Annotated in this window: 25 protein-coding genes; 15 read left to right on the plus strand and 10 right to left on the minus strand. The window is 68.5% G+C overall.

Going from position 1 to position 25,357, the window contains the following annotated elements; genetic code table 11:
• Positions 1 to 32: 32 nt before the first annotated feature.
• Together AC1RAD_RS30230 and AC1RAD_RS30235 are read right to left on the minus strand one after the other, a co-directional pair.
• On the minus strand, positions 33 to 1,526 hold the full coding sequence (locus AC1RAD_RS30230; RefSeq protein ID WP_492738798.1) for a reverse transcriptase domain-containing protein: 1,494 nt from the start codon (positions 1,524 to 1,526) through the stop codon (positions 33 to 35).
• A 309-nt stretch (positions 1,527 to 1,835) separates the two neighbouring features.
• Entirely contained in the window at positions 1,836 to 2,765 is a 930-nt protein-coding gene (locus AC1RAD_RS30235) for a LysR family transcriptional regulator (protein WP_492738800.1), read from the minus strand.
• 140 nt (positions 2,766 to 2,905) lie between these two features.
• Here AC1RAD_RS30235 and AC1RAD_RS30240 point away from each other — a divergent pair, with 140 nt between their 5' ends.
• The 11 genes from AC1RAD_RS30240 (at position 2,906) to AC1RAD_RS30290 (ending at position 13,555) form a co-directional block, all read left to right on the plus strand.
• Entirely contained in the window at positions 2,906 to 3,496 is a 591-nt protein-coding gene (locus tag AC1RAD_RS30240; RefSeq protein ID WP_492738802.1) for an NADPH-dependent FMN reductase, read from the plus strand.
• On the plus strand, positions 3,493 to 4,347 hold the full coding sequence (locus AC1RAD_RS30245) for a pirin family protein (protein WP_492738804.1): 855 nt from the start codon (positions 3,493 to 3,495) through the stop codon (positions 4,345 to 4,347). The genes AC1RAD_RS30240 and AC1RAD_RS30245 overlap by 4 nt, the downstream gene beginning before the upstream one ends.
• A gap of 96 nt (positions 4,348 to 4,443) precedes the next feature.
• Complete coding sequence (locus AC1RAD_RS30250) at positions 4,444 to 5,649, plus strand: M20 aminoacylase family protein (RefSeq protein WP_492738806.1); 1,206 nt, start codon at positions 4,444 to 4,446, stop codon at positions 5,647 to 5,649.
• Between the two features lie 39 nt (positions 5,650 to 5,688).
• On the plus strand, positions 5,689 to 6,663 hold the full coding sequence (locus AC1RAD_RS30255; protein ID WP_492738808.1) for a tripartite tricarboxylate transporter substrate-binding protein: 975 nt from the start codon (positions 5,689 to 5,691) through the stop codon (positions 6,661 to 6,663).
• A gap of 448 nt (positions 6,664 to 7,111) precedes the next feature.
• A complete protein-coding gene (locus AC1RAD_RS30260) occupies positions 7,112 to 8,254 on the plus strand; it encodes a branched-chain amino acid ABC transporter substrate-binding protein (protein WP_095948363.1) in 1,143 nt (380 codons plus the stop codon).
• 15 nt (positions 8,255 to 8,269) lie between these two features.
• On the plus strand, positions 8,270 to 9,205 hold the full coding sequence (locus AC1RAD_RS30265; RefSeq protein ID WP_492698492.1) for a 4-hydroxyproline epimerase: 936 nt from the start codon (positions 8,270 to 8,272) through the stop codon (positions 9,203 to 9,205).
• Between the two features lie 11 nt (positions 9,206 to 9,216).
• On the plus strand, positions 9,217 to 10,320 hold the full coding sequence (locus AC1RAD_RS30270) for an NAD(P)/FAD-dependent oxidoreductase (protein ID WP_492698490.1): 1,104 nt from the start codon (positions 9,217 to 9,219) through the stop codon (positions 10,318 to 10,320).
• Positions 10,317 to 10,565 carry a (2Fe-2S)-binding protein gene (locus AC1RAD_RS30275; RefSeq protein WP_492698488.1) on the plus strand — a complete coding sequence of 83 codons (249 nt, stop codon included), beginning with the start codon at positions 10,317 to 10,319 and terminating at the stop codon, positions 10,563 to 10,565. Before AC1RAD_RS30270 ends, AC1RAD_RS30275 begins: the two co-directional genes overlap by 4 nt.
• Positions 10,562 to 11,836, plus strand: coding sequence for an FAD-dependent oxidoreductase (locus tag AC1RAD_RS30280; RefSeq protein ID WP_492738810.1), 1,275 nt, complete (start codon positions 10,562 to 10,564; stop codon positions 11,834 to 11,836). Before AC1RAD_RS30275 ends, AC1RAD_RS30280 begins: the two co-directional genes overlap by 4 nt.
• Complete coding sequence (locus AC1RAD_RS30285) at positions 11,833 to 12,549, plus strand: GntR family transcriptional regulator (protein WP_370682128.1); 717 nt, start codon at positions 11,833 to 11,835, stop codon at positions 12,547 to 12,549. Before AC1RAD_RS30280 ends, AC1RAD_RS30285 begins: the two co-directional genes overlap by 4 nt.
• Positions 12,550 to 12,628: 79 nt before the next feature.
• Entirely contained in the window at positions 12,629 to 13,555 is a 927-nt protein-coding gene (locus AC1RAD_RS30290) for a fatty acid desaturase family protein (RefSeq protein ID WP_492738812.1), read from the plus strand.
• 4 nt (positions 13,556 to 13,559) lie between these two features.
• Here the strand turns inward: AC1RAD_RS30290 and AC1RAD_RS30295 are convergent, their stop codons facing one another.
• A complete protein-coding gene (locus AC1RAD_RS30295) occupies positions 13,560 to 14,450 on the minus strand; it encodes an EamA family transporter (protein WP_492738814.1) in 891 nt (296 codons plus the stop codon).
• A gap of 89 nt (positions 14,451 to 14,539) precedes the next feature.
• On the opposite strand from AC1RAD_RS30295, the gene AC1RAD_RS30300 reads away from it, so the two are divergent.
• Complete coding sequence (locus AC1RAD_RS30300) at positions 14,540 to 15,427, plus strand: LysR family transcriptional regulator (protein ID WP_492738816.1); 888 nt, start codon at positions 14,540 to 14,542, stop codon at positions 15,425 to 15,427.
• Between the two features lie 12 nt (positions 15,428 to 15,439).
• Here AC1RAD_RS30300 and AC1RAD_RS30305 read toward each other — a convergent pair whose 3' ends face one another.
• The 5 genes from AC1RAD_RS30305 to AC1RAD_RS30325 form a co-directional block, all read right to left on the minus strand.
• A complete protein-coding gene (locus AC1RAD_RS30305; RefSeq protein WP_095747332.1) occupies positions 15,440 to 15,763 on the minus strand; it encodes a hypothetical protein in 324 nt (107 codons plus the stop codon).
• A 91-nt stretch (positions 15,764 to 15,854) separates the two neighbouring features.
• A complete protein-coding gene (locus tag AC1RAD_RS30310; protein WP_167395080.1) occupies positions 15,855 to 16,025 on the minus strand; it encodes a hypothetical protein in 171 nt (56 codons plus the stop codon).
• A gap of 94 nt (positions 16,026 to 16,119) precedes the next feature.
• Complete coding sequence (dbpA, locus tag AC1RAD_RS30315) at positions 16,120 to 17,562, minus strand: ATP-dependent RNA helicase DbpA (protein ID WP_492738818.1); 1,443 nt, start codon at positions 17,560 to 17,562, stop codon at positions 16,120 to 16,122.
• 124 nt (positions 17,563 to 17,686) lie between these two features.
• The gene (gene infA / locus AC1RAD_RS30320; protein WP_062482563.1) at positions 17,687 to 17,956 is read right to left on the minus strand and encodes a translation initiation factor IF-1; all 270 of its coding nucleotides are present in this window, start codon (positions 17,954 to 17,956) and stop codon (positions 17,687 to 17,689) included.
• Between the two features lie 553 nt (positions 17,957 to 18,509).
• Entirely contained in the window at positions 18,510 to 19,763 is a 1,254-nt protein-coding gene (locus AC1RAD_RS30325; protein ID WP_492738820.1) for an MFS transporter, read from the minus strand.
• Between the two features lie 87 nt (positions 19,764 to 19,850).
• On the opposite strand from AC1RAD_RS30325, the gene pdxR reads away from it, so the two are divergent.
• Positions 19,851 to 21,317, plus strand: coding sequence for a MocR-like pyridoxine biosynthesis transcription factor PdxR (gene pdxR, locus AC1RAD_RS30330; RefSeq protein WP_492738822.1), 1,467 nt, complete (start codon positions 19,851 to 19,853; stop codon positions 21,315 to 21,317).
• Positions 21,318 to 21,326: 9 nt separating this feature from the next.
• Here the strand turns inward: pdxR and AC1RAD_RS30335 are convergent, their stop codons facing one another.
• Positions 21,327 to 21,803, minus strand: a complete 477-nt coding sequence (locus AC1RAD_RS30335; protein ID WP_159274176.1) for an Lrp/AsnC family transcriptional regulator — start codon at positions 21,801 to 21,803, stop codon at positions 21,327 to 21,329.
• Positions 21,804 to 21,923: 120 nt separating this feature from the next.
• On the opposite strand from AC1RAD_RS30335, the gene AC1RAD_RS30340 reads away from it, so the two are divergent.
• On the plus strand, positions 21,924 to 23,222 hold the full coding sequence (locus tag AC1RAD_RS30340; RefSeq protein WP_492738824.1) for an aspartate aminotransferase family protein: 1,299 nt from the start codon (positions 21,924 to 21,926) through the stop codon (positions 23,220 to 23,222).
• Here the strand turns inward: AC1RAD_RS30340 and AC1RAD_RS30345 are convergent.
• The gene (locus tag AC1RAD_RS30345; protein WP_307695276.1) at positions 23,219 to 24,274 is read right to left on the minus strand and encodes a sugar phosphate isomerase/epimerase family protein; all 1,056 of its coding nucleotides are present in this window, start codon (positions 24,272 to 24,274) and stop codon (positions 23,219 to 23,221) included. The two genes, AC1RAD_RS30340 and AC1RAD_RS30345, sit on opposite strands and share 4 nt — an antisense overlap.
• Before the next feature lie 105 nt (positions 24,275 to 24,379).
• Between AC1RAD_RS30345 and AC1RAD_RS30350 the strand changes: the two genes are divergently transcribed.
• On the plus strand, positions 24,380 to 25,267 hold the full coding sequence (locus AC1RAD_RS30350) for a gamma-glutamyl-gamma-aminobutyrate hydrolase family protein (protein WP_062480404.1): 888 nt from the start codon (positions 24,380 to 24,382) through the stop codon (positions 25,265 to 25,267).
• The last annotated feature ends 90 nt before the right edge of the window (positions 25,268 to 25,357 follow it).

Below are 25,357 nucleotides of genomic sequence, written 5' to 3' on the forward strand. Positions count from 1 at the left end.
TCGATGATTGATTTTGAGCTTCGAGAGCTATTCTAGTAGTCGTACTTAATAGACGATGGATGCATGACCCGCTCGATGCCAAAGTCGATCAATCCCTTGCGCAATGCTCGAAAAATAAGCGCAAAACTGGGGATTTCCAACAGAGGTTGACCGCCAATTCTCTTTTTTCGAAATTCTTCTATCAATTCCTTTTTTCTCACTGAGAAGGGGAAGGAATGCCTTCTGTCAAACAAGTGAGAGAGTAAGAGTGCAGATCTTTTTTGTACCGCGCGATGAATTGCGGATATTAGCCATCCGTCTAGTCGAGCAAGCTGATCTCGATCATTCAAAAGTGGATAAAAACTCATCACGCCCTTGAAGTAGAGAAGTTTTCTTCTGCCTTGAATGTATTCAACTAAATCGCGATTGAGTAAATTGCCGTATAGATAGCGGCGAATTTGCAGCATGGCGCTGAGCAATGCCGGATCTCTGTTGTTGGCTGGAATTACGAGGCCGGTTAGAGGTGTTGATATTAACGGCTGAACTAGATTTTTGTAGAGAAGGTAGGAGATTTGTTTTTTTATTCTGCGCTCTGCGGCTTTCTTCATGAAAACCTTCTCCGCGGAAATTGAATACCCGAGGAAATCGAAATGTTCCTTCGATGTCATTTCGGATGCGAGACCCGAGCGAGTGAGGAGATTTATCCCGGCCGATTTTTTTGTATTTATCTTAACGCCTGCTTCGCGAGAGAATTCATCTATCAAAACGTAGGATTTGCAAATTGCGTTGTAGTCTGGGCTCCAGATTATTGTGTCATCGGCATAGCGGGCAAACTTGAGGCCAGCCTTTTCAAGACTTTGATCAAGACGCCAGCACACGAGATTCGCTAGAAACAATGAGATTGAAGTTCCCTGAGGAATTCCCTTGTCTCTATGTCTGAGAAATGCGCGAATGACGGCAGCCTCCTCGCTGCTAATGAAGAAGCCGTTTTTATCAAATTGCTCGTATATAAAATCGTGACAGATTGAGCCAAAAAAATCGGAGTAGTCGAATTCTGCAATGAAGGTTCTAGCGTCATTTGACAGATCTACTGAAATATCTTGAATGGCGAAATGAACATTTCTATCATTCCTGTAGGCATAGGAAAACGAGCTAAACCTATGCTTATTCTTCGCAAGAAGTCGAGTGTAAAAATAGCGAGAAACTGCCGCGTCTGGAATCTGAAATATGGTTATTTCCCTTGTCCCTCCTGATGGCTTACTTATTTTTTTGACGAAAGGAGGGTTTGGGGAGTAGGTTCCTTCTTTTACTTTTCTTGTTATTGATTTTGCGATGCTCTTGGCTCGACGTCTGACATAAAAGGGGTTGAATTTTTTGTCGACAGCCCAGTGCTCGGCAATATTAATGACCTTGGGCAGAGGGTTCGCGACCCGCTTCTTGGCCCTTTCGTACTCCGCGTGTACTCCGTTGTGGTAGACGTGGAAGCGCTTTATAAGCTTGGTCGCCTCTTCTCGAATGATGTTTTCGAGTTGCTGTTCAATATCCATTCAAATCTCCAAAAAAAAAGCCCAAGGCTTACGCCTTGAGCTTTTCCACGGGTGCAACCTAGTAAAAGTAAGTTTCCATCTGGTTAGTGCAACGCTGAAGTCACAATCCCAATGTTGCGGTTCGAAACCGCTCAGCAGAGAGCACCCGTTCTTCCCCTAAGGAAGTCTTTCAATCCTGCCCACGCGGTTACTTGTTGTCAATGGATGTATCTATGGGAAAACCCTGTGATCACTGATGAGGGGGGCGCGGCTGTAAATATGACTTCAATTTATTGAGAGATGGGATTTCGCAAAAGAAGCATCCGCTGATCATCTATTCCGCGCCCGCCACACATCCGGCAACGCCTCCTCCTCCCGCAACTTCTGCGTCACCATCCCGATGAACGCCGACACCGCCCGCGGCAGGTGCTTGCGGCTCGGGTAGACCACGCTGAGCCCGTGCCCGGTGCGCTGGTATTGCGGCAGCACCGGCACCAGCCGCCCCGCCTCCACGTCGAGCCGCCCCATGGCCGGCGGCAGCAGCGCGATGCCCAGGCCGGCGATGGCGGCCTTGCGCAGCGCCTGCGCGGTGTTGCCGCTGAAGCGGCCGCCGACCTGCACTTCTTCCTCCTTGCCGCCGGGCCCGGTCAGGCGCCAGGTGGTGCGGCCGCTCGGGTGGGCGGGGGTCACGCAGTCGTGGTCGGCCAGCTCGCTCAGCGTGGCGGGGATGCCGCGCGCGGCCAGGTAGGCGGGGCTGGCGACGAGGCCGTCGGTGCGCGGGCCGAGCAGCTGGCGGGCGACGTATCCCGAGTCGGCCAGCGCGCCGCCGCGGAAGGCGATGTCGATCTGCTCGGCGATCAGGTCGGCCTTGGCGTCGCTGAGCACGAACTCGACGCGCACCAGCGGGTACGTGGCCAGGAAATCGGCCACCCAGGCCATGGGGAAGAAGTCGAAGAAATCGGCCGTGGCCGCCACACGCACGCGGCCGCTGGGTTCCTGGCTGCCGGTGATGAGCGCCTGCCCGGCCTCGACCAGCCCGTCGACCGCCTCGGCGCACTGTTCGTGAAACGCCTGCCCGGCCCCGGTGAGCGTGAGCTTGCGGGTCGATCGCTGCAGCAGCCGGGTGCCGAGCTGCGCCTCCAGCTGCTGGATGCGCCGGCTCACCGTGTTGGGCGGCAGGCCCAGCCGGCGGCCGGCCTCGGCGAAGCTCCCGTGCCGCACCACCTGCACGAAGACGGCGATGTCGTTGAGGTCGAGCATGGCGAGGCTTATTCCTTCTGTTCGTGGACGAGTGCAATCCGACTCTACCGTCTAGTCGATCAATGCGTGCGTGCCTAACCTTCAGTCCATGGCCTTCCCGGCCTTCGACCACCCCCAATTCATTCAGGAGCACGCACCCCATGACCGGACAGCAACAACAACCCCGCATCGGCATCGTCATCGGCTCGACCCGCGAAGGCCGTTTCGGCGAGAAGCCCGCGCACTGGATCCACGAGATCGCGAAGCAGCGCACCGACCTGGCCTTCGAGCTGGTCGACCTGCGCGACCACCCGCTGCCCTTCTTCAACGAAGCCGGCGCGCCAGCCTGGGGCCCGGTGAAGAACGAGGCCGCGCAGCGCTGGCAGGCCAAGCTGGCGACCTTCGACGGGCTCATCATCGTCACACCCGAGTACAACCACGGCCCGAGCGCGGTGCTGAAGAACGCGATCGACTGGGCCTACAAGGAGTTCATCCGCAAGCCGATCGGCTTCGTGGGCTACGGCGGCGTGGGCGCGGCGCGGGCCGTGGAGCAGCTGCGACTGGTCGCGGTCGAGATGCAGATGGCGCCGGTGCGGCACGCGGTGCACATCGGCATGGTCGAGTTCCTCGGCATCTGGCAGCAGGGCAAGTCGTTCGACGACTTCCCGCACCTGGCGCAGTCGGCCACGGGCCTGCTCGACGACATGGCGTGGTGGACCCGCGCACTGAAGACCGCCAGGGAGGCCGCATGACCACCGCTGTTGCCACCGACACCCGCGCCATCGTCTATCGGACGCGCGGCGCCAGGCACGGGCCGATCACGCGGCTCATGAGCCCCGGCGACCTGGGCGAATACCTCAAGCCCTTCGTGTTCCTGGATCTGTTCGGCTTTGATGTCGACGGCGGCCACAAGGGCTTCGGCCTGCACCCGCACTCGGGCATCGCCACGCTGACCTGGCTCATCGAAGGCGACACGCTGTACGAGGACACGACCGGCGAACAGGGCGTGCTGCGCGGCGGCGGCGTCGAGTGGATGCGCGCCGGCAACGGCGTGTGGCACACGGGCGCACCGGCGCCGGGCGTGACGCGCGTGCAGGGCTTCCAGCTCTGGGTGGCGCTGCCGGCCGCCGAGGAAAACGCGCCCGCGCAGAGCATCTACCTCGCGCCCTCGCAGGTGCCGCAGGAAGGCCCGGCGCGCGTGCTGCTCGGGCGCCATGGTGCGGCGCAGAGCCCCATTCCGGCGCCCTCGCCGATGAACTACCTGGCCGTGCAGCTGAAGGACGGCGAACGCTGGCGCTACACGCCGCCCGCCGGCCACACGGTGGGCTGGGTGGCGGTGAACGCGGGTCGGCTCGATGCGGGCGACGGCACCGGCGGCGCCATCGGCACGGGCGAGCTCGCGGTGTTCGAGGAGTCCGGCGCGGCCATCGACGTCGTGGCGCAGGGCGACACGGCCTTCGTGCTCGGCTCGGCGGTGCCGCATCCGCACGAGCTGGTGATGGGCCATTACTCGGTGCACACGAGCCGCGCGACGCTCGACCGGGGCGAGGCTGAGATCCGCCGCATCGGCGCGACGCTGCGCGCACAAGGCCGGCTCGCCTGAGCGACGAACCGCGCGTAAGCCAGCATGCGCCGCGCGGGCGGCTGCGCCAGAATCGTTCGCTTCTGTTTTTCGCGAACGATCCCGCAGCCGCCCGCCATGAATCTCGTCGACGCCTTCGCCGCCCACGCCACCCGTTTCATCGACATCCGGCGCGACATCCACGCGCACCCCGAACTCGGTTTCGAGGAGCACCGCACCTCCGAGAAGGTGGCGAGCCTGCTCACTGAATGGGGCATCGAGGTGCACCGCGGCATCGCGGGCACAGGCCTCGTCGGCGTGCTGCGCAAGGGCACGGGGGCCCGCACCATCGGCCTGCGCGCCGACATGGACGCGCTGCCGCTGCACGAGGCCAACGAGTTCGCCCACAAGTCGACGAACCCCGGCCGCATGCACGCCTGCGGCCACGACGGCCACACGACGATGCTGCTGGCCGCCGCCTGGCACCTGTCGCAACAAGGGCCTCATGACTTCGACGGCACCGTGCATTTCATCTTCCAGCCCGCCGAGGAGATGGGCAAGGCGGGCGCCAAGAAGATGATCGACGAGGGCCTGTTCGAGCGCTTTCCGTGCGACGCGGTCTTCGGGCTGCACAACTTTCCCGTCGGCGACGTGGGCCGCTTCGCGCTCAACGAAGGCGCGCTGATGGCGTCGAGCAACACCTACAAGATCACCGTGCGCGGGCGCGGCACGCACGCCTCGATGCCGCACACCGGCATCGACCCGGTGGCCGCGGTGGTCACGCTGGCGCAGCAGTTGCAGACCATCGTGGCGCGCACCATTCCCAGCACCGAGCGCGCACTGTTGGCGGTCACGCAACTGCAGGGTTCGGATGCGCCGAACGTGATTCCCGATGTGGCGACAGTGGGCGGCACGATCCGCACCTTTTCCATCGAGGCCATCGACAAGCTCGAGGCGCGGTTGCGCGAGGTGGCGGCCGGCGTGGCGGCGGCGCATGGCTGCACGGCCGAGGTGTACTTCAACCGCTCCTCGCCGCCGACCGTGAACCATCCGGCCGAGGCGCGCTTTGCCGCCGGCGTGATGCGCGAGGTGGTGGGCGACGACATGGTCACCGACAACTTCCCCGCCGTGATGGGCGCCGAGGACTTCGCGCACATGCTGCTCGCGCGGCCCGGTTGCTACGCCTTCCTGGGCAATGGCGACGGCGACCACCGGCTCGACGGCCACGGGCCCGGCCCTTGCATCATCCACAACACCTCGTTCGACTTCAACGACGAGATCATCCCGATCGGTGCCAGCTACTTCGTGAAGCTGGTGCAGCGCTGGTTGCCGTCGGGCACCTGAAAAACAACTTTTTTGTTGACGATGAAAGCGGCCACCTCGATGACTTTTCCCCTGTTCACCCGACGTTCGCTGGCTGCGCTTGCAGCCGCCGTGGCCCTGGGCGGCCTTGGTGCCGCACACGCGCAGCAGCGCGTGATCCACATCATCGTGCCCTTCGGCACGGGCGCCGTGCAGGACACGGTGGCGCGTGCCTTCAACAACGAGCTGGGCGTCGCGCTCGGCGGCAGCGCCATCGTCGAGAACCGCGCGGGCGCGGGCGGCACGGTGGGCGCGGCGGTGGCGGCCAAGGCGCCGGCCGACGGCAACACGCTGGTGCTGGCGGCGGCCAGCCACAACATCGCGGGCTTCCTGTACAGCAAGCTGCCCTACGACCCGCTGAAGGACTTCGTCGGCGTGGCCAACGTGGGCAACGCGGGCTATGTGCTGGCGGTGGCCAGTGGCATGAACGTGGCGACCACGGCCGACTTCATCAAGGAGGTCAAGGCCAACCCCGGCAAGTACAACTACGCCTCGGCCGGCAACGGCAGCGCCACGCACCTGGCGATGGCGTCGTTCCTGGCGAAGGCGGGGCTGCAGATGACGCACATCCCGACCAAGTCGACCGGCGAGGCCGTGAACGAGGTGCTCGCTGGCCGGGTGCAGGCGGTGATCTCGTCGAGCATCGGCGTGATGGGTTTCCAGGACGACGCGCGCGTGAAGCTGCTGGCCTCCACGGGCCAGTCGCGCAGCCCCTTCCTGCCGAAGCTGCCGACGGTGGGCGAGAGCGGCCTGCCGGGCTACGCCTTCGATTCGTGGATTGGCCTCTTGGCGCCGGCGGGCACGCCGAAGGCCGAGGTCGAGCGCATCAACGCGGCGGCCAACAAGGTGCTGGCCGATCCGGCGATCCAGGAACGCTTCAAGCGCCTGGGCGTGGAGCCGCGCAGCCAGAGTGTCGAAGCCTTCCAGAAGCTGCTGCGCGCGGATTGGGATGCGATGGGGGCTGTCGTGAAGGCTTCGGGGGCGAAGGTCGACTGACCTTCTTGTTGTTGTCCGGGTGGGTGCTCCTGTTCGGGGCGCGTGCCCGGGCCACCGGGTACTTCCCTCCGCGAATGTCCCCCGGGGCTGCGCCCCTCCTCCTTGATTTCGCTGCGGGAAGCACCCAGTGTCCCGGGCACGGGGCACGCTGTGGGTTCTTCGCCGATCAACCACCGCACTGACCCGATCACGTCGATGGGGTGCCTTGCGCAGCGAAATCAAGGAGGAGGCCGCAGGCCGGGGGACATTCGCGGAGCAAGGCTCCCCGTCGGCGGGATCGCGCCCCGAACGGCCCGTTCGTTCACAGATATCACAGAACCCCAGCCACCGAAAGAGCGCTTGCCCCACAGATATCTACAAGATATGTACTTAATATATTTAAACTGAGACAGGTCTCCATGCACGAGGGCCCTGTCGTTTTTCATTGTTCCCAACCCTAGGAAGAAGCATGAAGTCACAAGCAGGCATGGTTTCCTCACTCAGTCTCGCGGGCCTGGTCGCCCTGGCCGTGGCCAGTCCCGCGCAGGCACAGGAGCAGGTGGTCAAGATCGGCCACAGCGGTCCGCTGTCGGGTCCCAACGCCTTCGCGGGCAAGGACAATGAAAACGGCATCCGCCTGGCCATCGAGGAGCTCAATGCGAAGAAGCTCAGCGTCGGCGGCAAGACGCTGAAGTTCGAGCTGGTCTCCGAAGACGACCAGTGCGACGCCAAGACCGGCGTCAGCGTGGCGCAAAAGTTCGTCGACGACGGCGTCAAGTTCGTCATGGGCCCGTACTGCTCGGGCGTGGCCATTCCGGCCTCGCGCATCTACAGCGACGGCGGCACGCTGGTCTCCACCGTGGGCACCAACCCGAAGGTCACGCAGGGCGGCTACAAGAACCTGTACCGCATCATCGCCAGCGACAACCAGATCGGCGGCGCCATGGCCGTGTACGCGGCCAAGGAACTGAAGGTGAAGAAGGTCGGCGTGATCGACGACCGCACCGCCTTCGGCCAGGGCCTCGCCGAAGAGTTCACCAAGGAGGCCAAGAAGCAGGGCCTCACCATCGTCGGCCAGGAGTTCACCACCGACAAGGCCGTCGACTTCACCGCCATCCTGACCAACATGAAGGGCAAGGCGCCCGAGGCGATCTTCTTCGGCGGCTACGCGCCGCAGGCCGCGCCCATGGCGCGCCAGATGAAGCAACTGGCCGTGCCCGGCAAGCTGCTGGGCGGCGACACCGTGTGCAGCCCGGCCACCGGCAAGATCGGCGGCGACGCGGTGAACGACCTGGTGTTCTGCGCGCAGGGCGGCTCCATGCTCGAGAAGGCGCAAAGCGGCCCGGCCTTCAAGGAGAAGTTCAAGAAGCGCTTCAACGTCGACCCCGACGCGTACGCCGCCTCGTACTATGACCAGGTGCTGTTCATCGGCGAGTCGATGAAGAAGGCCAACGCCATCGACCCCGACAAGGTCGGCGCCGAGCTCTACAAGGCCACCTACAAGGGCGTGGCCGCCACCTACGCGTACGACGACAAGGGCAACATGAAGCAGGCGCCCATCACCGTCTTCACCTTCAAGAACGCGGCCCCGGTGCCCATTGCCAGTTACTGAGCGAGCCCCACACCCATGCAACGCATCCAGGTCATCGACTCGCACACGGGCGGCGAGCCCACGCGCCTTGTGATCGGCGGCTTTCCCGATCTGGGAAAGGGCTCCATGGCCGAGCGCCGCACGCTGCTGGCCGATCAACATGACAAGTGGCGCGCAGCGGCCGTGCTCGAGCCGCGCGGCAGCGACGTCGTCGTCGGCGCGCTGCTGTGCGAGCCGGTGTCGCCCGATGCCGCCGCAGGCGTGATCTTCTTCAACAACGCCGGCTACCTGGGCATGTGCGGCCACGGCACCATCGGGCTGGTCGCGAGCCTCGCGCACATGGGGCGCATCGGCGTGGGCGAGCACCGCATCGAGACGCCGGTCGGCACGGTCACGACCACGCTGCATGCCGACGGCTCGGTGAGCGTGCGCAATGTGCCGGCGTACCGGCACCTGCATCAGGTGGCGGTCGAGCTGCCGGGCCATGGCGTCGTGCGCGGCGACGTGGCCTGGGGCGGCAACTGGTTCTTCCTGGTGAGCGAACACGGCCAGCGCGTGGCGAGCGACAACCTCGCGGCGCTGACCGACTACACCGCCGCCTTGCGCCGCGCGCTCGCAGCGCAGGGCATCACAGGCGCGGACGGCGCGGAGATCGATCACATCGAACTCTTCGCAAGCGATGACCAAGGCGCGGACAGCCGCAACTTCGTGCTGTGCCCCGGCAACGCCTACGACCGCTCGCCCTGCGGCACCGGCACCAGCGCCAAGATCGCCTGCCTCGCCGCCGACGGCAAGCTCGCGCCGGGCGCGGTGTGGCGGCAGGCCAGCGTGATCGGCAGCGTCTTCGAGGCGAGCTACGCGATGGACGGCGACCAGGTCATTCCCACGCTGCGCGGCCGCGCGCACATCAGCGCCGAGGCCACGCTGCTCATCGACGACAACGACCCCTTCGGCTGGGGCATCCGCCTCTGACCCCGGGGCGCATGGACGCGGACGTCATCGTCATCGGCGCCGGCATCGTCGGCGCGGCGTGTGCCCATGCGCTGGCGCAGGCCGGGCGCCGCGTGCACGTGCTCGACGCGCGCCTGGGCGGTGCCACCGGCGCGGGCATGGGCCACCTCGTAGTGATGGACGACAACGCGGCCGAACTCGAGCTCAGCCGCCACTCGGTCGCGCAATGGCGCGCTCTCGCGCCGCGCCTGGGCGCTGACTGCGCCTACAGCCCCTGCGGCACGCTCTGGATCGCGGCGAACGACGAGGAAATGGCCGAGGCCGAACGCAAGCAGCTGCGGCTGGGCGCGCTCGGCATCGAGAGCCGACTGCTGAATGCGGCCGAACTCGCACGCGCCGAGCCCGCGTTGCGCCCCGGCCTGTCGGGCGCGCTCGAAGTGCCGGGCGACGGCATCCTCTATGCGCCGAACGCGGCACGCTGGCTGCTCGCGCAGCACGCCGCGTTGGTGCAGGTCGAGCACGCGAAGGTCGAGGCCATCGAAGACGACGGCACGCTGCGCCTGTCCGATGGCAGCCGCCGCACCGCGCCGCAGGTCGTGCTCGCCAACGGCATCGAGGCGACGACGCTGTGCCCCGAGCTGCCGATCCGCCCGAAGAAGGGCCACCTGCTCATTACCGACCGCTACCCGGGCACGGTGCGCCACCAGCTCGTCGAGCTTGGCTACGTGACCAGCGCGCACCACAGCGACGGCGACTCGGTCGCCTTCAACGTGCAGCCGCGGCCCACGGGGCAGCTGCTGGTCGGCTCGTCGCGCCAGTTCGACACGACCGACCTGGCCGTGGAGGCGCCGATGCTCGCGCGCATGCTGCAGCGCACGCTCGACTACCTGCCGGGGCTCGCCGGCCTGAACGCCGTGCGCGCGTGGACCGGCCTGCGCGCCGCCTCGCCCGACGGCCTGCCGCTGCTGGGCAGGCACCCGTGGCGCGAGAAGCTCTGGCTCGCGGTCGGCCACGAAGGGCTGGGCGTGACCACGGCGCCGGGCAGCGCGCACGTGCTCGCAGCGCTGATGACCGGCACGGCGCCCGATTTCGACGCCGCGCCGTATGCGCCGCGCGGCCTGCGGGAGCGGGCATGAGCGCTCAAACCTTGCTGCACATCGACGGACAGCCCGTGCGCGTGAAGGCGGGTAGCTCGGTCGCCGCCGCGCTGCGCGTTGCCGGCGGCATGGGCGCGGCGCGCACCTCGGTCACGGGCCAGCCGCGCGCGCCGTTCTGCGGCATGGGCGTGTGCCAGGAATGCCGCGTGCAGATCGACGGGCGGCGACGCCTCGCCTGCCAGACCGTGTGCACTGAAGGCATGCGCGTGGAGACGACGGCATGAGCGGCGTGGCGCTCGACGCGTGCGATGTGCTGGTCGTCGGCGCGGGCCCCGCAGGCATGGCCGCGGCCGTGGCGGCGGCGTCCAGCGGAGCGTCGGTCGTGGTGATCGACGACAACCCCGCGCCCGGCGGTCAGATCTGGCGTGACGGCCCCGGCGCGTCGCTGCCCCCGGAGGCACGCCGCTGGCGCGAGGCGCTCGCACGCCACGCGAACCTGCGTGTGCGCAGCGGCGCGCGTGTGGTTGCTGCGCCTGCCTCGCATGAACTGCTGCTCGAAGACGCCGAGGGCGCGACGCGCATGCGATGGACAAAGCTCATCCTGTGCACCGGCGCCCGCGAGCTGCTGCTGCCCTTCCCCGGTTGGACGCTGCCCGGTGTGACGGGCGCGGGCGGCCTGCAGGCGCTGATCAAGGCCGGCCTGCCGGTCGAGGGCGAGCGCATCGTCATCGCCGGCAGCGGGCCCTTGCTGCTGGCCGCCGCAGCCACCGCCAAGGCAGCGGGCGCGCAGGTGCTGCGCATTGCCGAGCAGGCCTCGTTCGCCTCGGTCGCGGCCTTCGGTGCCAGCCTCGTGCGGTGGCCCGGCAAGGCCGTGCAGGCGCTCACGCTGGCCGATGCGAACTACCGCACCGCGTCGCGCATCGTCTCCGCGCAGGGCACGACGCAGGTCGAATCGGTGCGGCTGCGCCAAGGCAGCCGCGAGGTCGAGATGGCCTGCGACCGCATCGCCTGCGGCTTCGGCCTCACGCCCAACACGCAGCTGGGCCAGCTGCTCGGCTGCGCGCTGGTGGGGCCGGGGCTCACGGTCGACGCACTGCAGGCCACGAACGTCGCGGGCATCTACGCGGCCGGCGAATGCACCGGCTTCGGCGGCAGCGAGCGCGCGCTGGTGCAGGGCACCATCGCCGGCCACGCGGCCGTCGGCGAGACCGCGAAGGCCCGCACTCACGACCGCGAACGCGCCCGCTGGGACGCCTTCGCCGCCCAGCTGCACCGCCGCTTCGCGCTGGCCGACGACCTCAAGGCCCTGCCCCGCCCCGACACGCTCGTGTGCCGCTGCGAGGACGTGCCCTTTGCCGCACTCTCGGCCTGCACCGGCTGGACCGATGCCAAGCTGCACCGCCGCTGCGGCATGGGCGCCTGCCAGGGGCGCGTCTGCGGCTACGCGGCGCAGTTCCTGTTCGGCTGGACGCCGCCCGCGCCACGCCCGCCGCTGGTGCCGGTGCGCATCGAGACACTGGTCGGGCTCGCAGCGCCCGGCGACGCCCGACAATGACGGCCCCGCATCTGTACACGCACGAGCACATCCACATTCCCACCATGGCCGCCCCGAAGACCGCTCCCCGACCCCCGCCCAAGCGCCGCGCGGCCGACCTGGCCTACGACGCCATCGAGGCGCTGCTGTCCACCATGCAGCTGGAGCCCGGCAGCCAGATCGTCGAGGCCGAGCTGGCCGAGCGCACGGGCCTGGGCCGCACGCCGGTGCGCGAGGCGCTGATGCGCATGGTGTCGATCGGCCTCATCGTGCAGCAGCCGCGCCGCGGCCTGCTGGTGTCGACCATCGACCTGGCCGACCACCTCGATGTGATCCAGACCCGCCGCGTGCTCGAACAGCTGATCGCGGCCTGCGCCGCGCGCCGCGCCACCGCGCCGCAGCGCCAGGCCATCGTGCGCTGCGCCGAGGCCATGGTCGAAGCCGCGGGTCGCGGCGACCTGAACGACTACATGCAGGCCGACCGCGCGCTCGACCTCGTCACCCACCAGGCGAGCCACAACGACTCGGCGGTGAAGGCGGTGGTGCCGCTGATCGTGCAGTGCCGGCGCTTCTGGTACGCCTACCAGCACGAGGGCGAGATCGTCGAGGGCGCCAACGCGCACCTCGAACTGGCGCAGGGCATCGCCACCGGCGACGAGGCCGCGGCCATCGCGGGCGCCGAGCGGCTCATGGACTACCTCGAAGTCTTCGCCCGGAAAATCATCGACAAGTAGGCCGAAGGGCCTCGCCTGCCCCCGCCCACACCGGGGAACTACGCGTGATCTGCCGGCGCCTTCGCCGCATACTGGCCCGATGGCCGCTGCACCCCGCGCTCGACCCGAAGACTTCTTCACCCCCGACGAGTGGCAATCGCTCACCGCGCGCTCGTCCTGGCGAGGCCTGTGGCTGGTGGCGCACTGCTGGGGCGTGATCGGCGCCGCGATGCTCGTGGGCATCGTGTGGCCGTGGACGATTCCGCTCATGGTGCCGATCGTCGGCACGCGCCAGCTGGGCCTGTTCATCCTCATGCACGACGCCGCGCACGCGGGGCTGCACCGCAACCGCAAGGTCAACGACTGGGTCGGCTACTGGCTGTGCTCGCCCACGCTGCGCGACTACCGGCCGTATCACCTGCAGCACCACCGCTTCGTGCAGCAGACCGAAGACCCGGACCTCGTGCTGTCGGCGCCCTTCCCGATCTCGCGCGACTCGATGTGGCGCAAGGTCGTGCGCGACCTCAGCGGCCAGACCTTCTACAAGCAGCGCTTCGGCCACATCGCCGACGCCCTGCGCCAGCGTGCGCCGGGCGAATCGGCGCTGCGCGTGTTCGGGCGCGAACTGGCGAAGGACAGGCGTTTTCTCATCGGCAACGGCCTGGGCCTGCTGGCCTTCGCCGTGGCTGGCTACGGGTGGGCCTGGGTGGCGATGTGGCTGCTGCCGATGGCGACCTGGCTGCCGCTCGTGAGCCGCGTGCGCAACATCGCCGAGCATGCGCTGGTGGCGCAGAACGAGGCCGACCCGCTGCGCCAGGCGCGCACCACGCACGCCGGCTGGCTCGAACGCATCTTCGTGGCGCCCTACTGGGTCAACTACCACTGCGAGCACCACATGTTCACTAACCTGCCCTGCTGGGCGCTGCCGAAGGCGCACCGCCTGCTGCAGCGCCAGGGCGCGACCGCGCGCATGGAAGTGCAGCCCGGCTACCTGAGCCTGCTGCGCCGCGCCGCCCCGGTGGCCTGAAACCTCAACGACTGGGTGCGGGCTGCGCCGCCGCCACCGGCTGCGCACCGCGCTGCGCCTGCTGGCTCAGCCAGATGCTCGCGATCACGATGCCGATGCCCGCCATCTGCCAGCCCGAGAGGCTCTGGCCCAGCAAGGCCCAGCCCAGGATCACCGCCGTCACCGGGCTCAGGAAGGCCAGCGGCGCGATCGCCGAGGGCTCCAGCCGGGCCACGCCGCGGAACCACACGATGTAGGTGAGCGCGGCGCCGACCAGGCCGAGCCAGGCGAAGCCCACCCAGTTCGTCGCCGTGAGCGCGGGCAGCGGCGGCTCCAGCCACAGCGCCACCGGCAACAGCAGCAGGCCGCCGGCCGTCAGCTGCCAGGCCGTGAAGGTCAGCGCCGACACCGGCGGCTGCCAGCGGCGGCTGAGCACCGTGCCGAAGGCCATCGACACCGCCGCCGCGAGCGCCGCGGCGATGCCCAGCGCGTCGAGCGTGGCATTCGGCGTGAGCACCAGCAGCGCCACCCCGCCCATGCCGATCACGGCCGCCGCCACCGACAGCGCGCGCACCGGCGCGCCCAGCAGCAGGCCGGCGAGGAACACCACGAACAGCGGCTGCACCGAGGTGATGGTGGCCGCCACGCCGCCCGGCAGCCGGTAGGCGGCCAGGAACAGCATCGCCCACAGCACCGAGAAATTCAGCGCGCCCAGCAGCAGGATGCGCCCCCACCACGCCCGGGGCGGCAGCTGGCGCACGATGAGCATCAGCAGCAGGCCCGCCGGCAGCGCGCGCAGCAGCGCCACCGTCAGCGGGTAGTTCGCCGGCAGCAGCTCGGTGGTCACGATGTAGGTGCTGCCCCAGACCGCGGGCGCGATCGCGGTGAGCAGGAGGTCGGTGGTGCGGGAGGTCATGGCTCGAATCTAGGCCGTTGACCTGTGGTTGTGAATGCTCGAATAATGAATTGATTCTTTACCAGCAGTCGTCAATCGAGCGCCGGCCCATGGACCATCTCACCGCCCTCAAGGTCTTTCGTACCACCGCCGCGGCGGGCAGCTTCGCGGGCGCCGCGCGGCAGCTGGGGCTGTCGGCCGCGGCCGTCAGCAAGAACATCGCCGAGCTGGAGGCGCACCTGAAGGTGCGGCTGATCAACCGCACCACGCGCAGCATGAGCCTCACCGAGGCCGGCGCGGCCTACGTGGAGCGGCTCGCGCGCATCCTCGACGACCTGGACGAGGCCGACGCCGCGCTGGCGCCCGTGGGCGCGAGCCCGGGCGGCGTGCTGCGCGTGAGCGCGCCGCTGACCTTCGCGCTGACCTGCATCTCGCCGCACATCCCCGCCTTCATGGCGCGCCACCCGAACCTGCGGCTGGAGCTGAACCTGCAGGACACCCGCATCGACCTGATCGGCGAGGGCTATGACCTCGCGATCCGCGGCAGCGACCGGCTGGAAGATTCGAGCCTGGTCGCGCGCGAGCTCATGACCATGACCCACGTGCTGTGCGGCGCGCCCGGCTACTTCGCGGCCCACGGCCGGCCCGCCGCGCCCGAAGACCTGAAGGCCCACGAGTGCGTGCAGTTCACCCTGTCGGGCCACGCGAACAAATGGACCTTCCGCCGCGCCGGGCGCAGCGTGGCGGTGCCCATCGACGGGCGCTACAAGGTCAGCTCCAGCATCGCCGTGCGCGACGCGCTGCTCGCCGGCTTCGGCCTGAGCCTGGTGCCACGCATCTATGTCGAACCGGAGCTGGCAGCGGGCCGGCTCGAAGCCGTGCTCGCCGACTGGGAGGCCGACCGCACGCCGGTGTACGCCGTGTACCCGTCGCGTCACCTGGCGGCGAAGACGCGCGCCTTTGTCGACTTCCTGCTGGAGCGGTTCGCGGCGCGGTGAGCTGCGCGCAGGCTAGTCGCCCGCCGGCTCGGCGATCTCGGGCGCTTCCCACCCCAGCAGCTCGGCCAGCCGCTGCACGATCCAGCCGGCCTCGGGCACCGACACGCCCGATTCGGGCGTGGCCAGCCCGGCGTGGATGCGCCGCAGGATCTCGCTTTCGACCGGCACCTCGGTGTGGTGCTGGATCTGCGCATGGCCCACGAGGTGGCCGGCGAGGTCTTCGCAGATCTCGTAGCGCGCGCGCACCACGTCGATCGGCTCGCGCAGGCGCTGGCGCGCGTCGCTGTAGACCGCGAAGAACGAGGGCGGGATGTAGATCTGGTTGTCGTCGGACATGGCGGCGCGGGATGCAGGGCAGGCCCCAATGACAAAACGCGCCCGGGGGCGCGTTCGTCGTGGCTCCGAAGAAAGAGCCGCGGGGGCTGGATCAGCCGCCCTTGCTCGGGCGCTTGCCCGGGTTCTTCTTGCTGCGCGTGGCGGTGCCGCGCTCGAGGCTGATCTTCTGGCCGCCACCGTTGCGCGGCACGGTGTAGCCGGGCATGGGCGTCGGCTTCGGGCTGGCAAGACGGTCGGCTTCGGTACGGATTTTCTTGGGCATGGAAAGCTCGGATAAAAAAGATGTTCGACCCCCGATTAGGCCACATCGGCAGATTTCGTCTGCCAAGCGCCCAAACAGGAGCATGGGAGGGATGTCAGGTGGACTGCGGTGTCAGCAGGCGCACCTTGACGCTCTTGCCCTTCACGCGGCCGTTGCCGAGCTTGCGGGCGGCTTCTTCGGCAATGCCGCGGTCCACCGCGACATAGGTCGAGAACTCGTTGACGTTGATCTTGCCGACCTGGTCCTTGGTGTAGCCGCAGTCGCCGGTCAGCGCGCCCAGCACGTCGCCGGCGCGGATCTTTTCCTTGCGCCCGCCCACGATCTGCAGCGTGGCCATGGGCGGCGTGAGCGGTGCGCTCTTGGCGGGCGTGAGCTCGGCGAGCGGGTGCCATTCGGACTCGCGGCCCTGCAGCAGCTCGATCTTTCCTACGAAGCCCATCTCGTTCATGCTGGCCAGGTTCAGCGCCAGGCCTTCCGAGCCGCCCTGCTGGCCCACGCGGCCGGTGCGGCCCACGCGGTGGATGTGGATTTCGGAGTCGGGCGTCACGTCGACGTTGATCACGGCTTCGAGCTGCGCGATGTCCAGGCCGCGCGCCGCCACGTCGGTGGCCACCAGCACCGAGCAGCTGCGGTTGGCGAACTGCACCAGCACCTGGTCGCGCTCGCGCTGCTCCAGCTCGCCGAACAGCGCCATCGCGCTGAAGCCCTGCGCCTGCAGCACGTCGACGAGGTCGCGGCACTGCTGCTTGGTGTTGCAGAAGGCCAGCGTGCTCACGGGACGGAAATGGTCGAGCAGCAGGCTCACGGCGTGCAGCCGCTCGCTGTCTTTCACCTGGTACCAGCGCTGGCGGATCTTGCTGCCTTCATGCTGGGCCTGCACCGTGATCTGCTCGGGGTTCTTCATGAACTGCTGCGCGAGCTTGGCGATGCCTTCGGGGTAGGTGGCCGAGAACAGCAGCGTCTGGCGTTCCTTGGGGCACTGGCGCGCCACCTTCACGATGTCGTCGAAGAAGCCCATGTCGAGCATGCGGTCGGCCTCGTCGAGCACCAGCGTGTTGAGCGCCGAGAGGTCGAGGTTCTCGCGCTCCAAGTGGTCCATGATGCGGCCCGGCGTGCCCACCACGATGTGCGCGCCGTGCTCCAGGCTGGCGATCTGCCCGCGCAGCGCGACGCCGCCGCACAGCGTGACGACTTTGATGTTTTCTTCGGCGCGCGCCAGGCGGCGGATCTCGGTCGTGACCTGGTCGGCCAGCTCGCGCGTGGGGCACAGCACCATCGCCTGGATGGCGAAGCGGCGCGGGTTCAGGTTGGACAGCAGCGCCAGCGCGAAGGCGGCGGTCTTGCCGCTGCCGGTCTTGGCCTGGGCGATCAGGTCCTTGCCCAGCAGGGCGGGCGGCAGCGCGGCGGCCTGGATGGCCGTCATCTGCGTGTAGCCGAGCTGGGTGAGGTTGGCCAGCATCTGGGGCGACAGCGCCAGCGTGGCAAAGCCGTGGGGTTCGGCCTGGAGGCCGCCGGCTGGGGAGGTGGTGGAGTTCATCGTTCGGCAGCCGGAGACAGACAGACAGGAAAACGCAAGAGGAAAAAAGTGACGGCCCGGAAAAGACAAAGGCCTTGCAGGGCCCCCTCCGGGAGGGCGCTCTGCAAGGCCGGCCGGGCGTCGCTCAGCGGCGGGGCGTGTTGTTGCCCGAGTTGGTCGGCGGGGGGCCGCGGCGTTCCAGGTGGCGGAACGTGATGCGGCCCTTGGTCAGGTCGTAGGGCGACAGCTCGAGCGAGACCTTGTCGCCGGCCAGGATGCGGATGTGGTGCTTGCGCATCTTGCCGCCGCTGTAGGCGATCAGCTGGTGGCCGTTGTCGAGCGTGACGCGGTAGCGCGAGTCGGGCAGGACTTCGGTCACTGCGCCGTTCATTTCGATCAGTTCTTCCTTGGGCATGTGTGATTACCTCTGAATCGTTCGATGTGTGTTGGAGATGAAGATGGGCGTGTTGGTTTCAGTCGGCCGGCGGGTCAGCCGGCGTCCAGGAATCTGTCGTTGCGGTGCGGGAAGCAGAAACCTGCCCACCGCGATGCTGTTGCGAAAGTGTCCATGAAGCCTGGGGCGCTGCGTGCCGGTGCGGGGCGCGCAATGCCGAAAAATTAGTGAGAACGGACGCGCCGCACGCGCGATTCGCTTCAACAGGAACGAAGGCAGTGGTGGCATTCATGGGCGCCCGGTCTGGCGCTCCAACACACTGTGAAAGCCGGCGTGGCCCGAGGGCTGGAAACGAGAAGCCTGATGAATCCTGGATCCCGGATTCAGATGGCAACGCAGATCGGCCGGCGGGGGTGACGAAATTCTTCGTCGTGGTATCGAAACGAACCCGACATTATAGCTTGCAGGGCATGACAGTTGCTTGTCTTAAAAACAACGCCCGCATGAAAAAGGCCCCGAAGGGCCATCTATCCTATCAATGTAGCTATTGAAAATATAGCAACCCGCCGCAGGATCAGGCGCAGGCCGGCGCCGTCGACGCCGAAGGCGCCGCCGACCGGGCCCGCCGCGCCGCGCGCCACAGCAGCACCAGCCCCGCCAGCTGGGCGGCGGCGCCCACCCAGCCCACCGCGCTCACGCCGAACCACGCGATGGTCGCGCCGCCCAGCCCCGAGCCCGCCGCGATGCCCAGGTAGACCGCCGAGGCGTTGAGCGACAGCGTCATCGGTGCGCGCTCGGGCGTCAGCCGGATCAGCCGCACCGCCTGCGCCGGGCCGAAGCCCCAGCCCGCGAAGCCCCACAGCGCCGACAGGCCCACGATCAGCGGCAGCGCCAGCCCGCGCGGCAGCATCTGCGCGGCGAACGAGAGCCCGCCCATGATCACCACCAGCGCGAGCGCGAAGCCCCGCGCCATGCGGTCGGCGCCGAAACGGTCGGTGGCCCAGCCGCCGGTCGCGGTGCCCAGCGCCGCGGCCACGCCGATCGCGAAGAACACCGCGCCCACGCCCTCGGCCCCGAAGCCCAGCGTGTGCCCGAGGAACAGCGCGATGTAGGTGTAGAAGCTGAAGCCGCCCGTGGCCCACAGCACCGTGGCCAGCAGCGCCGGCGCCACGCCGGGTTCGCGCGCCACGGCGAAGGCCGAGGTGCGCGGGGCCGCGTCAGTGGGGGCCTGCGTCAGCGTGCGCGGCAGCCCCACGAACAGGCCCCAGGTGGCCAGCGCCGCCACCGCGGCGATCAGCAGGTAGGCCGTGCGCCAGCCGCCCCAGCCCGCGATCCAGGCACCCAGCGGCACGCCGAGCGCCACCGCCACGGTGCCGCCGCCGGTCACGATGGCCAGCGCCCGGCCGCGCAGCGCGGGCGACACCATCGCCGCCGCCACCGCGCTGGCCGTCGGCAGGAACACGCCCGCCACCAGCCCGAGCGCGACGCGCGCCAGGGCCAGCTGCGCGATGCCGTGCGCCATCGAGGCCGCCGCCGTGAGGCCGGCGAAGGTCGCCAGGCTGCCGATGAGCAGCGGGCGGCGCCCGAAGCGCGCGAGCAGCGCGGCCATCAGCGGCGAGCCGATCGCATAGCTCAGCGCGAACAGCAGCACCAGCTGGCCGGCCTGCGCGGCGCTGACCTGCAGGTCGGCCGCCAGCACCGGCAGCAGGCCGGCGACCATGAAGCTCTCGGTGCCGATGGCGAAGGCGCCCAGCGCGAGCCAGGCCAGGCCCAGGGGCAGGCGTTCGGCGGGCGGTTGCTGCTGTGAGGTTCCAGGAGCGGTGTGCATGGTGAAGGACTCCATGGGTGGGTGTTCCAAGGCCTCCAGAATAGGATTGCAGGCGGCTCTTCAAAAGAACCACAATTGGCAAAGATCATGGAGCCACTTTTCGAGCTTGCCCTGCGCCTGCCGGTCGCCGGCTCGCGCGACCTGCTGCGCGCGCTGCACCGCCAGCTGCGCGACGCCATCCTCGACGGCCGGCTGCAGCCCGGCGCCCGCCTGCCCGCCACGCGCGCGCTGGCGCAGCGGCTGGGCGTGTCGCGCAACACCATGCTGGCGGCCTACGACCTGCTGCTGAGCGAGGGCTACCTGCTGGCGCGCCCGGGCTCCGGCACCTACGTGGCCGACACGCTGCCGGCATTGCGGCGCGGCCGCGCCGCGCCCAAGGAGGCGGGCGCCGCGCCCCGGCGCGATCCGCGGCTGGTGCCGCTGAACGTGCCCGGCGCCGACCTCGCCCCCACGCTGCAGCCGCGGGCCGCGCGCGACGACTTCCGCGTCGGCCTGCCTGACGTCGGCGCCTTTCCGTTCGACATCTGGCGCCGCCTGTCCGACCGCGCGCTGCGCCGCGTGGCGCGCCAGACCGCCGACTACGCCGACCCGCAGGGCCAGGGCGCGCTGCGCGAGGCGATCGCGGCGCACGTGTCGTTCACGCGCGCGGTCGGCTGCACGGCCGACGACATCGTGGTCACGGCCGGCGCGCAGCAGGCCTTCGGGCTGCTCGCGCGCATCCTGGTGGTGCCGGGGCGCACGGTGGTGGCGGTCGAGCAGCTGTTCTATCCCTCGCTGCGCGAGGCCATGCTGGCCGCCGGCGCGAAGGTGGTCACGGTGCCGACCGACGACGAAGGCCTGTGCGTGGACCGCATCCCGCCCGAGGCGCGCGTGGTCTGCGTCACGCCCTCGCACCAGTTCCCCACCGGCGTGGCGATGTCGCCGCCGCGCCGGGCCGCCCTGCTCGCCTTTGCGCGGGCGCGCAACGCCGTGCTCATCGAAGACGACTACGACAGCGAGTTCCGCTTTGCCGGCCGCCCGCTCGACGCGCTGCAGACGCTCGACCGCGCCGGCTCGGTGTTCTACGTCGGCACCTTCTCCAAGAGCCTGTTTCCCGCGCTGCGCCTGGGCTTCGTGGTGGCGCCGCCCTGGGCCCGCGCGGCGCTGGTGCGGGCGCGCGAACTGGCCGACTGGCACGGCCCGGTGCTCGGGCAGGAGGCGCTCGCCGCCTTCATTGCCGAAGGACACCTGGCGCGCCACATCCGCCGCATGCGCAAGCTGTACGGCGCGCGCCGCAGCGCCCTGCTCGACGCGCTGGCGCGCCACGGCGCGGGCCGGCTGGAGGCGATTCCGTCCGATGCCGGCCTGCACCTGTCGGCCTGGCTGCACGGCGGCGCACGCGACCATGTGGTGGTCGAACGCGCCGCGGCGGCCGGCATCACCTTGCCGCCGCTGTCGCGCTTCGCGCTCGACCCGCAGGCGCCCGATGCGCCCAACGGCCTGGCCTTCGGCTTCGGGTTGATCGCCGAGTCGCAGATCGACGGCGCGATCCGGCGGCTGGTGCGCCTGCTGTAGCGCGTGGGATCAGGCGCTGTCCAGCGGCAACCGCGTCGTGAACTTGGTGGTCGACAGCACGATGTCGCTTGAGTAGTTCTCCAGTTCCAGCGCGTCGCCCAGCTGCTCCTGCGCGAAGGCCTGGTAGTCGGGCAGCGAGCGCGCGCAGATCACCAGCACGAAGTCGGTCTCGCCGGCCACGCAGTGGCATTGCAGCACCTGCGGCAGCGCATGCACCTTGCGCTCGAAGGCCCCGATCGCCTCGCGCGTGGTGCTGCGCAGCGACACACGCGAGATCACCAGCACCGGGAACCCCACGCGCGCAGCGTCGAGGATGGCCACCTCCTCGCGAATCACGCCCGCGCGTCGCAGCCGCTGCACGCGCTTGAGGCAGGCCGAGGGCGAGAGGTTCACGCGCTCCGCCAGCGTCTGGTTCTGCAGGCCCGCGTCGGCCTGCAGTTCGGCCAGGATGCACTGGTCGATGCGATCGAGGGTGCCGGTTTTCATGGTGCCGCCAGTGTGGCGCAAGGTGCGCGCAATCGGCTTCGTTTTCGGGCCCGCACAACGACACCGGATTTCGCGGCCGATGGCTACGCTGGGGCTCCCCCGACGAACAAGGAGCATCCGATGGCCGAAGGCGCAACCTACGACCCCGTGGTCAGCAAGCACCTCGTGCGCTACGGCATGGGGCTGAGCCCGCATGTCATCGTGAAGGCGCGCGGCGCCACGCTGTGGGACCAGAACGGGCGCGAGATCCTCGACTTCACCTCGGGCCAGATGTGCGCCACCATCGGCCACAACCACCCGCGCATCGTCGCGGCGATCGAAAAGGCCTGCGAGGGCGCGCTGCACCTGTACAGCGGCTTCGTCGGGCCGGCCGTGCCGGTGCTGGCTGGGCGGCTGGCGGCGATGCTGCCGCCGTCGCTGTCGAAATCGCTGTTTTTGTCCACCGGCGGCGAGGCCAACGAGGCCGCCGCGCGCATGGCCCGCGTGACCACCGGCCGCTACGAGATCGTGGGCCTGAACGGCGGCTGGCACGGCGTGAACGGCGGCATGGCCGCGCTCACCTTCGCCGGCCGGCACCACGTCGACTACGGGCCGCGCAAGCCCGGCACCATGTCGATCCCCGCGCCGAACTGCTACCGCTGCCCCATCCGCCATTGCCACGATGCCTGCGACACCACCTGCCTCGATGTCGGCTTCGACATGGTCGACGCGCAGTCCAGCGGCTCGCTCGCGGCCTTCATTGCCGAGCCGGTGCTGAGCTCGGGCGGCGTGATCGTGCCGCCCACCGGCTACTTCCCGAAGCTGCAAGCCAAGTGCCGCGAGCGCGGCATGCTGCTCATCCTGGACGAAGCGCAGACCGCCTTCGGCCGCCTGGGCAGCAACTTCGCGTTCGAGCAGGCGGGCGTGGTGCCCGACTTCCTCACCGTCTCGAAGACGCTGGGCGGCGGCCTGGCGATCGGTGCCACGGTCACCAGCGAAGCGATCGAACAAGATTGCCATGAGAAGGGCTTCGTGCATGTCACCTCGCACGTGTCCGACCCGCTGCCGGCCGAGGTCGGCCTGGCGGTGCTCGACGTGCTCGAGGAAGAAGGGCTCAACCAGCGCGCCGCCGCCATGGGCGAGCGGCTGAGCCGGGGCCTGGCCACGCTGAAGGCGCGGCACGAGGTGATCGGCGACGTGCGCGGCCACGGCCTGCTGCAGGGCGTGGAACTGGTGAAAGACCGCGAGACCCGCGAACCCGATGCCGAGCGCGGCCGGGCCATCACCGACGCCTGCATGGCGCGCGGCCTGAGCATGAACATCGTGGCCGTCGGCGGCATGGCCGCGGTGTGGCGCATCGCGCCGCCGCTGAACGTGAAGCCGGAGGAAATCGATCGCGGCCTGGAAATACTCGACGACGCGATTCGGTCGACCAGCTAGCCGATTCCCAGCATCCGCCGGTTCGCCGCGACATCGGCGCCACCCGCCGCGAAGTCGTCGAAGGCGCGGTCGGCCACGCGGATGATGTGGTCGCGGATGAAGGTGGCGCCTTCGCGCGCGCCGTCTTCCGGGTGCTTGATGCAGCACTCCCATTCGAGCACCGCCCAGCCCGGGAAGTCGTACTGCGCCATCTTCGAGAAGATGGCCTTGAAGTCGACCTGCCCGTCGCCCAGCGAACGGAAGCGCCCGGCGCGGTTGATCCAGCTCTGGAAGCCGCCGTACACGCCCTGCTTGCCGGTCGGGTTGAACTCGGCGTCCTTCACGTGGAAGAGCTTGATGCGCTCGTGGTAGTGGTCGATGTAGGCCAGGTAGTCGAGCTGCTGCAGCACGAAGTGGCTCGGGTCGTACAGCAGGCAGGCGCGCGGGTGGTTGCCCACGCGCTCCAGGAACATCTCGTAGCTCACGCCGTCGTGCAGGTCTTCGCCGGGGTGGATCTCGTAGCCCACGTCGACGCCCACGGCGTCGAAGGCATCGAGGATCGGGCGCCAGCGGCGCGCCAGTTCGTCGAAGGCCTCCTCGATGAGGCCGGCCGGGCGCGGCGGCCACGAATACAGGTACGGCCAGGCCAGCGCACCCGAGAAGGTCGCGTGCGCCGTGAGCCCGAGGTTGGCCGAGGCCTTGGCCGCATGGTGCAGCTGCTGTACCGCCCACTGCTGGCGCGCGACGGGGTTGCCGCGCACCTCGGGCGCCGCAAAGCCGTCGAAGCCCGCGTCGTAGGCTGGGTGCACCGCGACCAGCTGGCCCTGCAGGTGGGTCGAGAGCTCGGTGATCTCCAGGCCGTGGCCCGCCAACGTGCCCTTGATCTCGTCGCAGTAGGTCTTGCTCTCGGCGGCGCGCTTCAGGTCGATGAGGCGCGTGTCCCAGCTGGGGATCTGCACGCCCTTGTAGCCGAGGCCCGCGGCCCATCCGGCGATGGCGTCGAGCGAGTGGAACGGGGCCGTGTCGCCCGCGAACTGGGCCAGGAAAATGCCCGGCCCCTTGATCGTCTTCATGCGTGTCTCCTGATGCGCCGCACAGCATACTTCGGGGGTTCGGCTGACACACGACCGAAGTTCGATGGGCGCACAATGAACTTTGTCCACAGGGAACCCATCGACATGTCTCAGCCTGTCGCCGCCCGGCTCAAGATCGGCTTGTCCGCCTGCTTCTCGCACGCCGACCCGGCCCGCTCGCTTTTCACGAACAAGACGCTGCAGTACGTCGAACAATCGATCGCCCACTGGCTCATGTCGGCCGGTGCGATGGTGGTGATGGTGCCCTGCCCCACGGGCGAGACGGCGCGCGGCGACACCAAGCTGTCGCACTACGCCGAGTGGCTCGACGGCGTGGTGATGCACGGCGGCGCCGATGTCTGGCCCGGCAGCTACGGCGAGGAGCCCCTGAAAGACGCGTGGATCGGCGACCAGATCCGCGACCTGTACGACCTCGCGCTGGTCGAGGCCTTCGAGCAGGCCGGCAAGCCGATCTTCGGCGTGTGCCGGGGCCTGCAGCTGATCAACGTGGCCTTCGGCGGCACGCTCTACCAGGACATCGAGGAGCAGCACGGCCACCCCGAGACGGTGCGCCACCGCGACCCGGTGACCTACGACCAGAACTTCCATCAGATCGAGATCGTCGAAGGCACGCGCCTGGCGAAGCTGTACCCCGAGGTGCGCACGGCGCGCGTCAACAGCATCCACCACCAGGGCATCAAGGGGCTCGCGCCCGGCTTCGAGATCGAGGCCTGGAGTCTGCCCGACCGCGTGCCCGAGGCGATTCGCCGCCGGCCCGAGAAGGGGCGCGGCTACATCGCGGCGACCCAGTGGCACCCCGAGTTTCACAAGTACGGCAGCACCGAGACGGTGGACGACACGCCGATCCTGCACGACTTCCTGTGGGCCTGCGCCACCGCCCGCGTGGCGCCGCGCACCAGCATGCGCGAGATGCAGGGGCGCATTCGCAACCGGGCGGCGCGGTTGCTGCGGCAGGCGTTGTTGCGGCGCTGACGGCTGTTGTTCGGGGCGCGTGCACAGGCCACCGGGTACTTCCCTCCGCGAATGTCCCCCGGCCTTCGGCCTCCTCCTTGATTTCGCTGC

It is taken from the genome of Variovorax sp. GW823-FHT04B03, from assembly GCF_058796495.1.

Excerpts from the sequence above, each read along its gene's own strand:
- dbpA (WP_492738818.1), bottom strand. The coding sequence starts at position 17,562 with ATGAACTCCACCACCTCCCCAGCCGGCGGCCTCCAGGCCGAACCCCAC.
- AC1RAD_RS30305 (WP_095747332.1), bottom strand. The coding sequence starts at position 15,763 with ATGTCCGACGACAACCAGATCTACATCCCGCCCTCGTTCTTCGCGGTC.
- AC1RAD_RS30265 (WP_492698492.1), top strand. The coding sequence starts at position 8,270 with ATGCAACGCATCCAGGTCATCGACTCGCACACGGGCGGCGAGCCCACG.
- AC1RAD_RS30345 (WP_307695276.1), bottom strand. The coding sequence starts at position 24,274 with ATGAAGACGATCAAGGGGCCGGGCATTTTCCTGGCCCAGTTCGCGGGC.
- AC1RAD_RS30250 (WP_492738806.1), top strand. The coding sequence starts at position 4,444 with ATGAATCTCGTCGACGCCTTCGCCGCCCACGCCACCCGTTTCATCGAC.
- AC1RAD_RS30300 (WP_492738816.1), top strand. The coding sequence starts at position 14,540 with ATGGACCATCTCACCGCCCTCAAGGTCTTTCGTACCACCGCCGCGGCG.
- AC1RAD_RS30280 (WP_492738810.1), top strand. The coding sequence starts at position 10,562 with ATGAGCGGCGTGGCGCTCGACGCGTGCGATGTGCTGGTCGTCGGCGCG.
- AC1RAD_RS30325 (WP_492738820.1), bottom strand. The coding sequence starts at position 19,763 with ATGCACACCGCTCCTGGAACCTCACAGCAGCAACCGCCCGCCGAACGC.
- AC1RAD_RS30245 (WP_492738804.1), top strand. The coding sequence starts at position 3,493 with ATGACCACCGCTGTTGCCACCGACACCCGCGCCATCGTCTATCGGACG.
- AC1RAD_RS30285 (WP_370682128.1), top strand. The coding sequence starts at position 11,833 with ATGACGGCCCCGCATCTGTACACGCACGAGCACATCCACATTCCCACC.
- AC1RAD_RS30230 (WP_492738798.1), bottom strand. The coding sequence starts at position 1,526 with ATGGATATTGAACAGCAACTCGAAAACATCATTCGAGAAGAGGCGACC.
- AC1RAD_RS30340 (WP_492738824.1), top strand. The coding sequence starts at position 21,924 with ATGGCCGAAGGCGCAACCTACGACCCCGTGGTCAGCAAGCACCTCGTG.
- infA (WP_062482563.1), bottom strand. The coding sequence starts at position 17,956 with ATGCCCAAGGAAGAACTGATCGAAATGAACGGCGCAGTGACCGAAGTC.
- AC1RAD_RS30295 (WP_492738814.1), bottom strand. The coding sequence starts at position 14,450 with ATGACCTCCCGCACCACCGACCTCCTGCTCACCGCGATCGCGCCCGCG.
- AC1RAD_RS30310 (WP_167395080.1), bottom strand. The coding sequence starts at position 16,025 with ATGCCCAAGAAAATCCGTACCGAAGCCGACCGTCTTGCCAGCCCGAAG.
- AC1RAD_RS30260 (WP_095948363.1), top strand. The coding sequence starts at position 7,112 with ATGAAGTCACAAGCAGGCATGGTTTCCTCACTCAGTCTCGCGGGCCTG.
- AC1RAD_RS30240 (WP_492738802.1), top strand. The coding sequence starts at position 2,906 with ATGACCGGACAGCAACAACAACCCCGCATCGGCATCGTCATCGGCTCG.
- AC1RAD_RS30335 (WP_159274176.1), bottom strand. The coding sequence starts at position 21,803 with ATGAAAACCGGCACCCTCGATCGCATCGACCAGTGCATCCTGGCCGAA.
- AC1RAD_RS30290 (WP_492738812.1), top strand. The coding sequence starts at position 12,629 with ATGGCCGCTGCACCCCGCGCTCGACCCGAAGACTTCTTCACCCCCGAC.
- pdxR (WP_492738822.1), top strand. The coding sequence starts at position 19,851 with ATGGAGCCACTTTTCGAGCTTGCCCTGCGCCTGCCGGTCGCCGGCTCG.
- AC1RAD_RS30235 (WP_492738800.1), bottom strand. The coding sequence starts at position 2,765 with ATGCTCGACCTCAACGACATCGCCGTCTTCGTGCAGGTGGTGCGGCAC.
- AC1RAD_RS30350 (WP_062480404.1), top strand. The coding sequence starts at position 24,380 with ATGTCTCAGCCTGTCGCCGCCCGGCTCAAGATCGGCTTGTCCGCCTGC.
- AC1RAD_RS30270 (WP_492698490.1), top strand. The coding sequence starts at position 9,217 with ATGGACGCGGACGTCATCGTCATCGGCGCCGGCATCGTCGGCGCGGCG.
- AC1RAD_RS30275 (WP_492698488.1), top strand. The coding sequence starts at position 10,317 with ATGAGCGCTCAAACCTTGCTGCACATCGACGGACAGCCCGTGCGCGTG.
- AC1RAD_RS30255 (WP_492738808.1), top strand. The coding sequence starts at position 5,689 with ATGACTTTTCCCCTGTTCACCCGACGTTCGCTGGCTGCGCTTGCAGCC.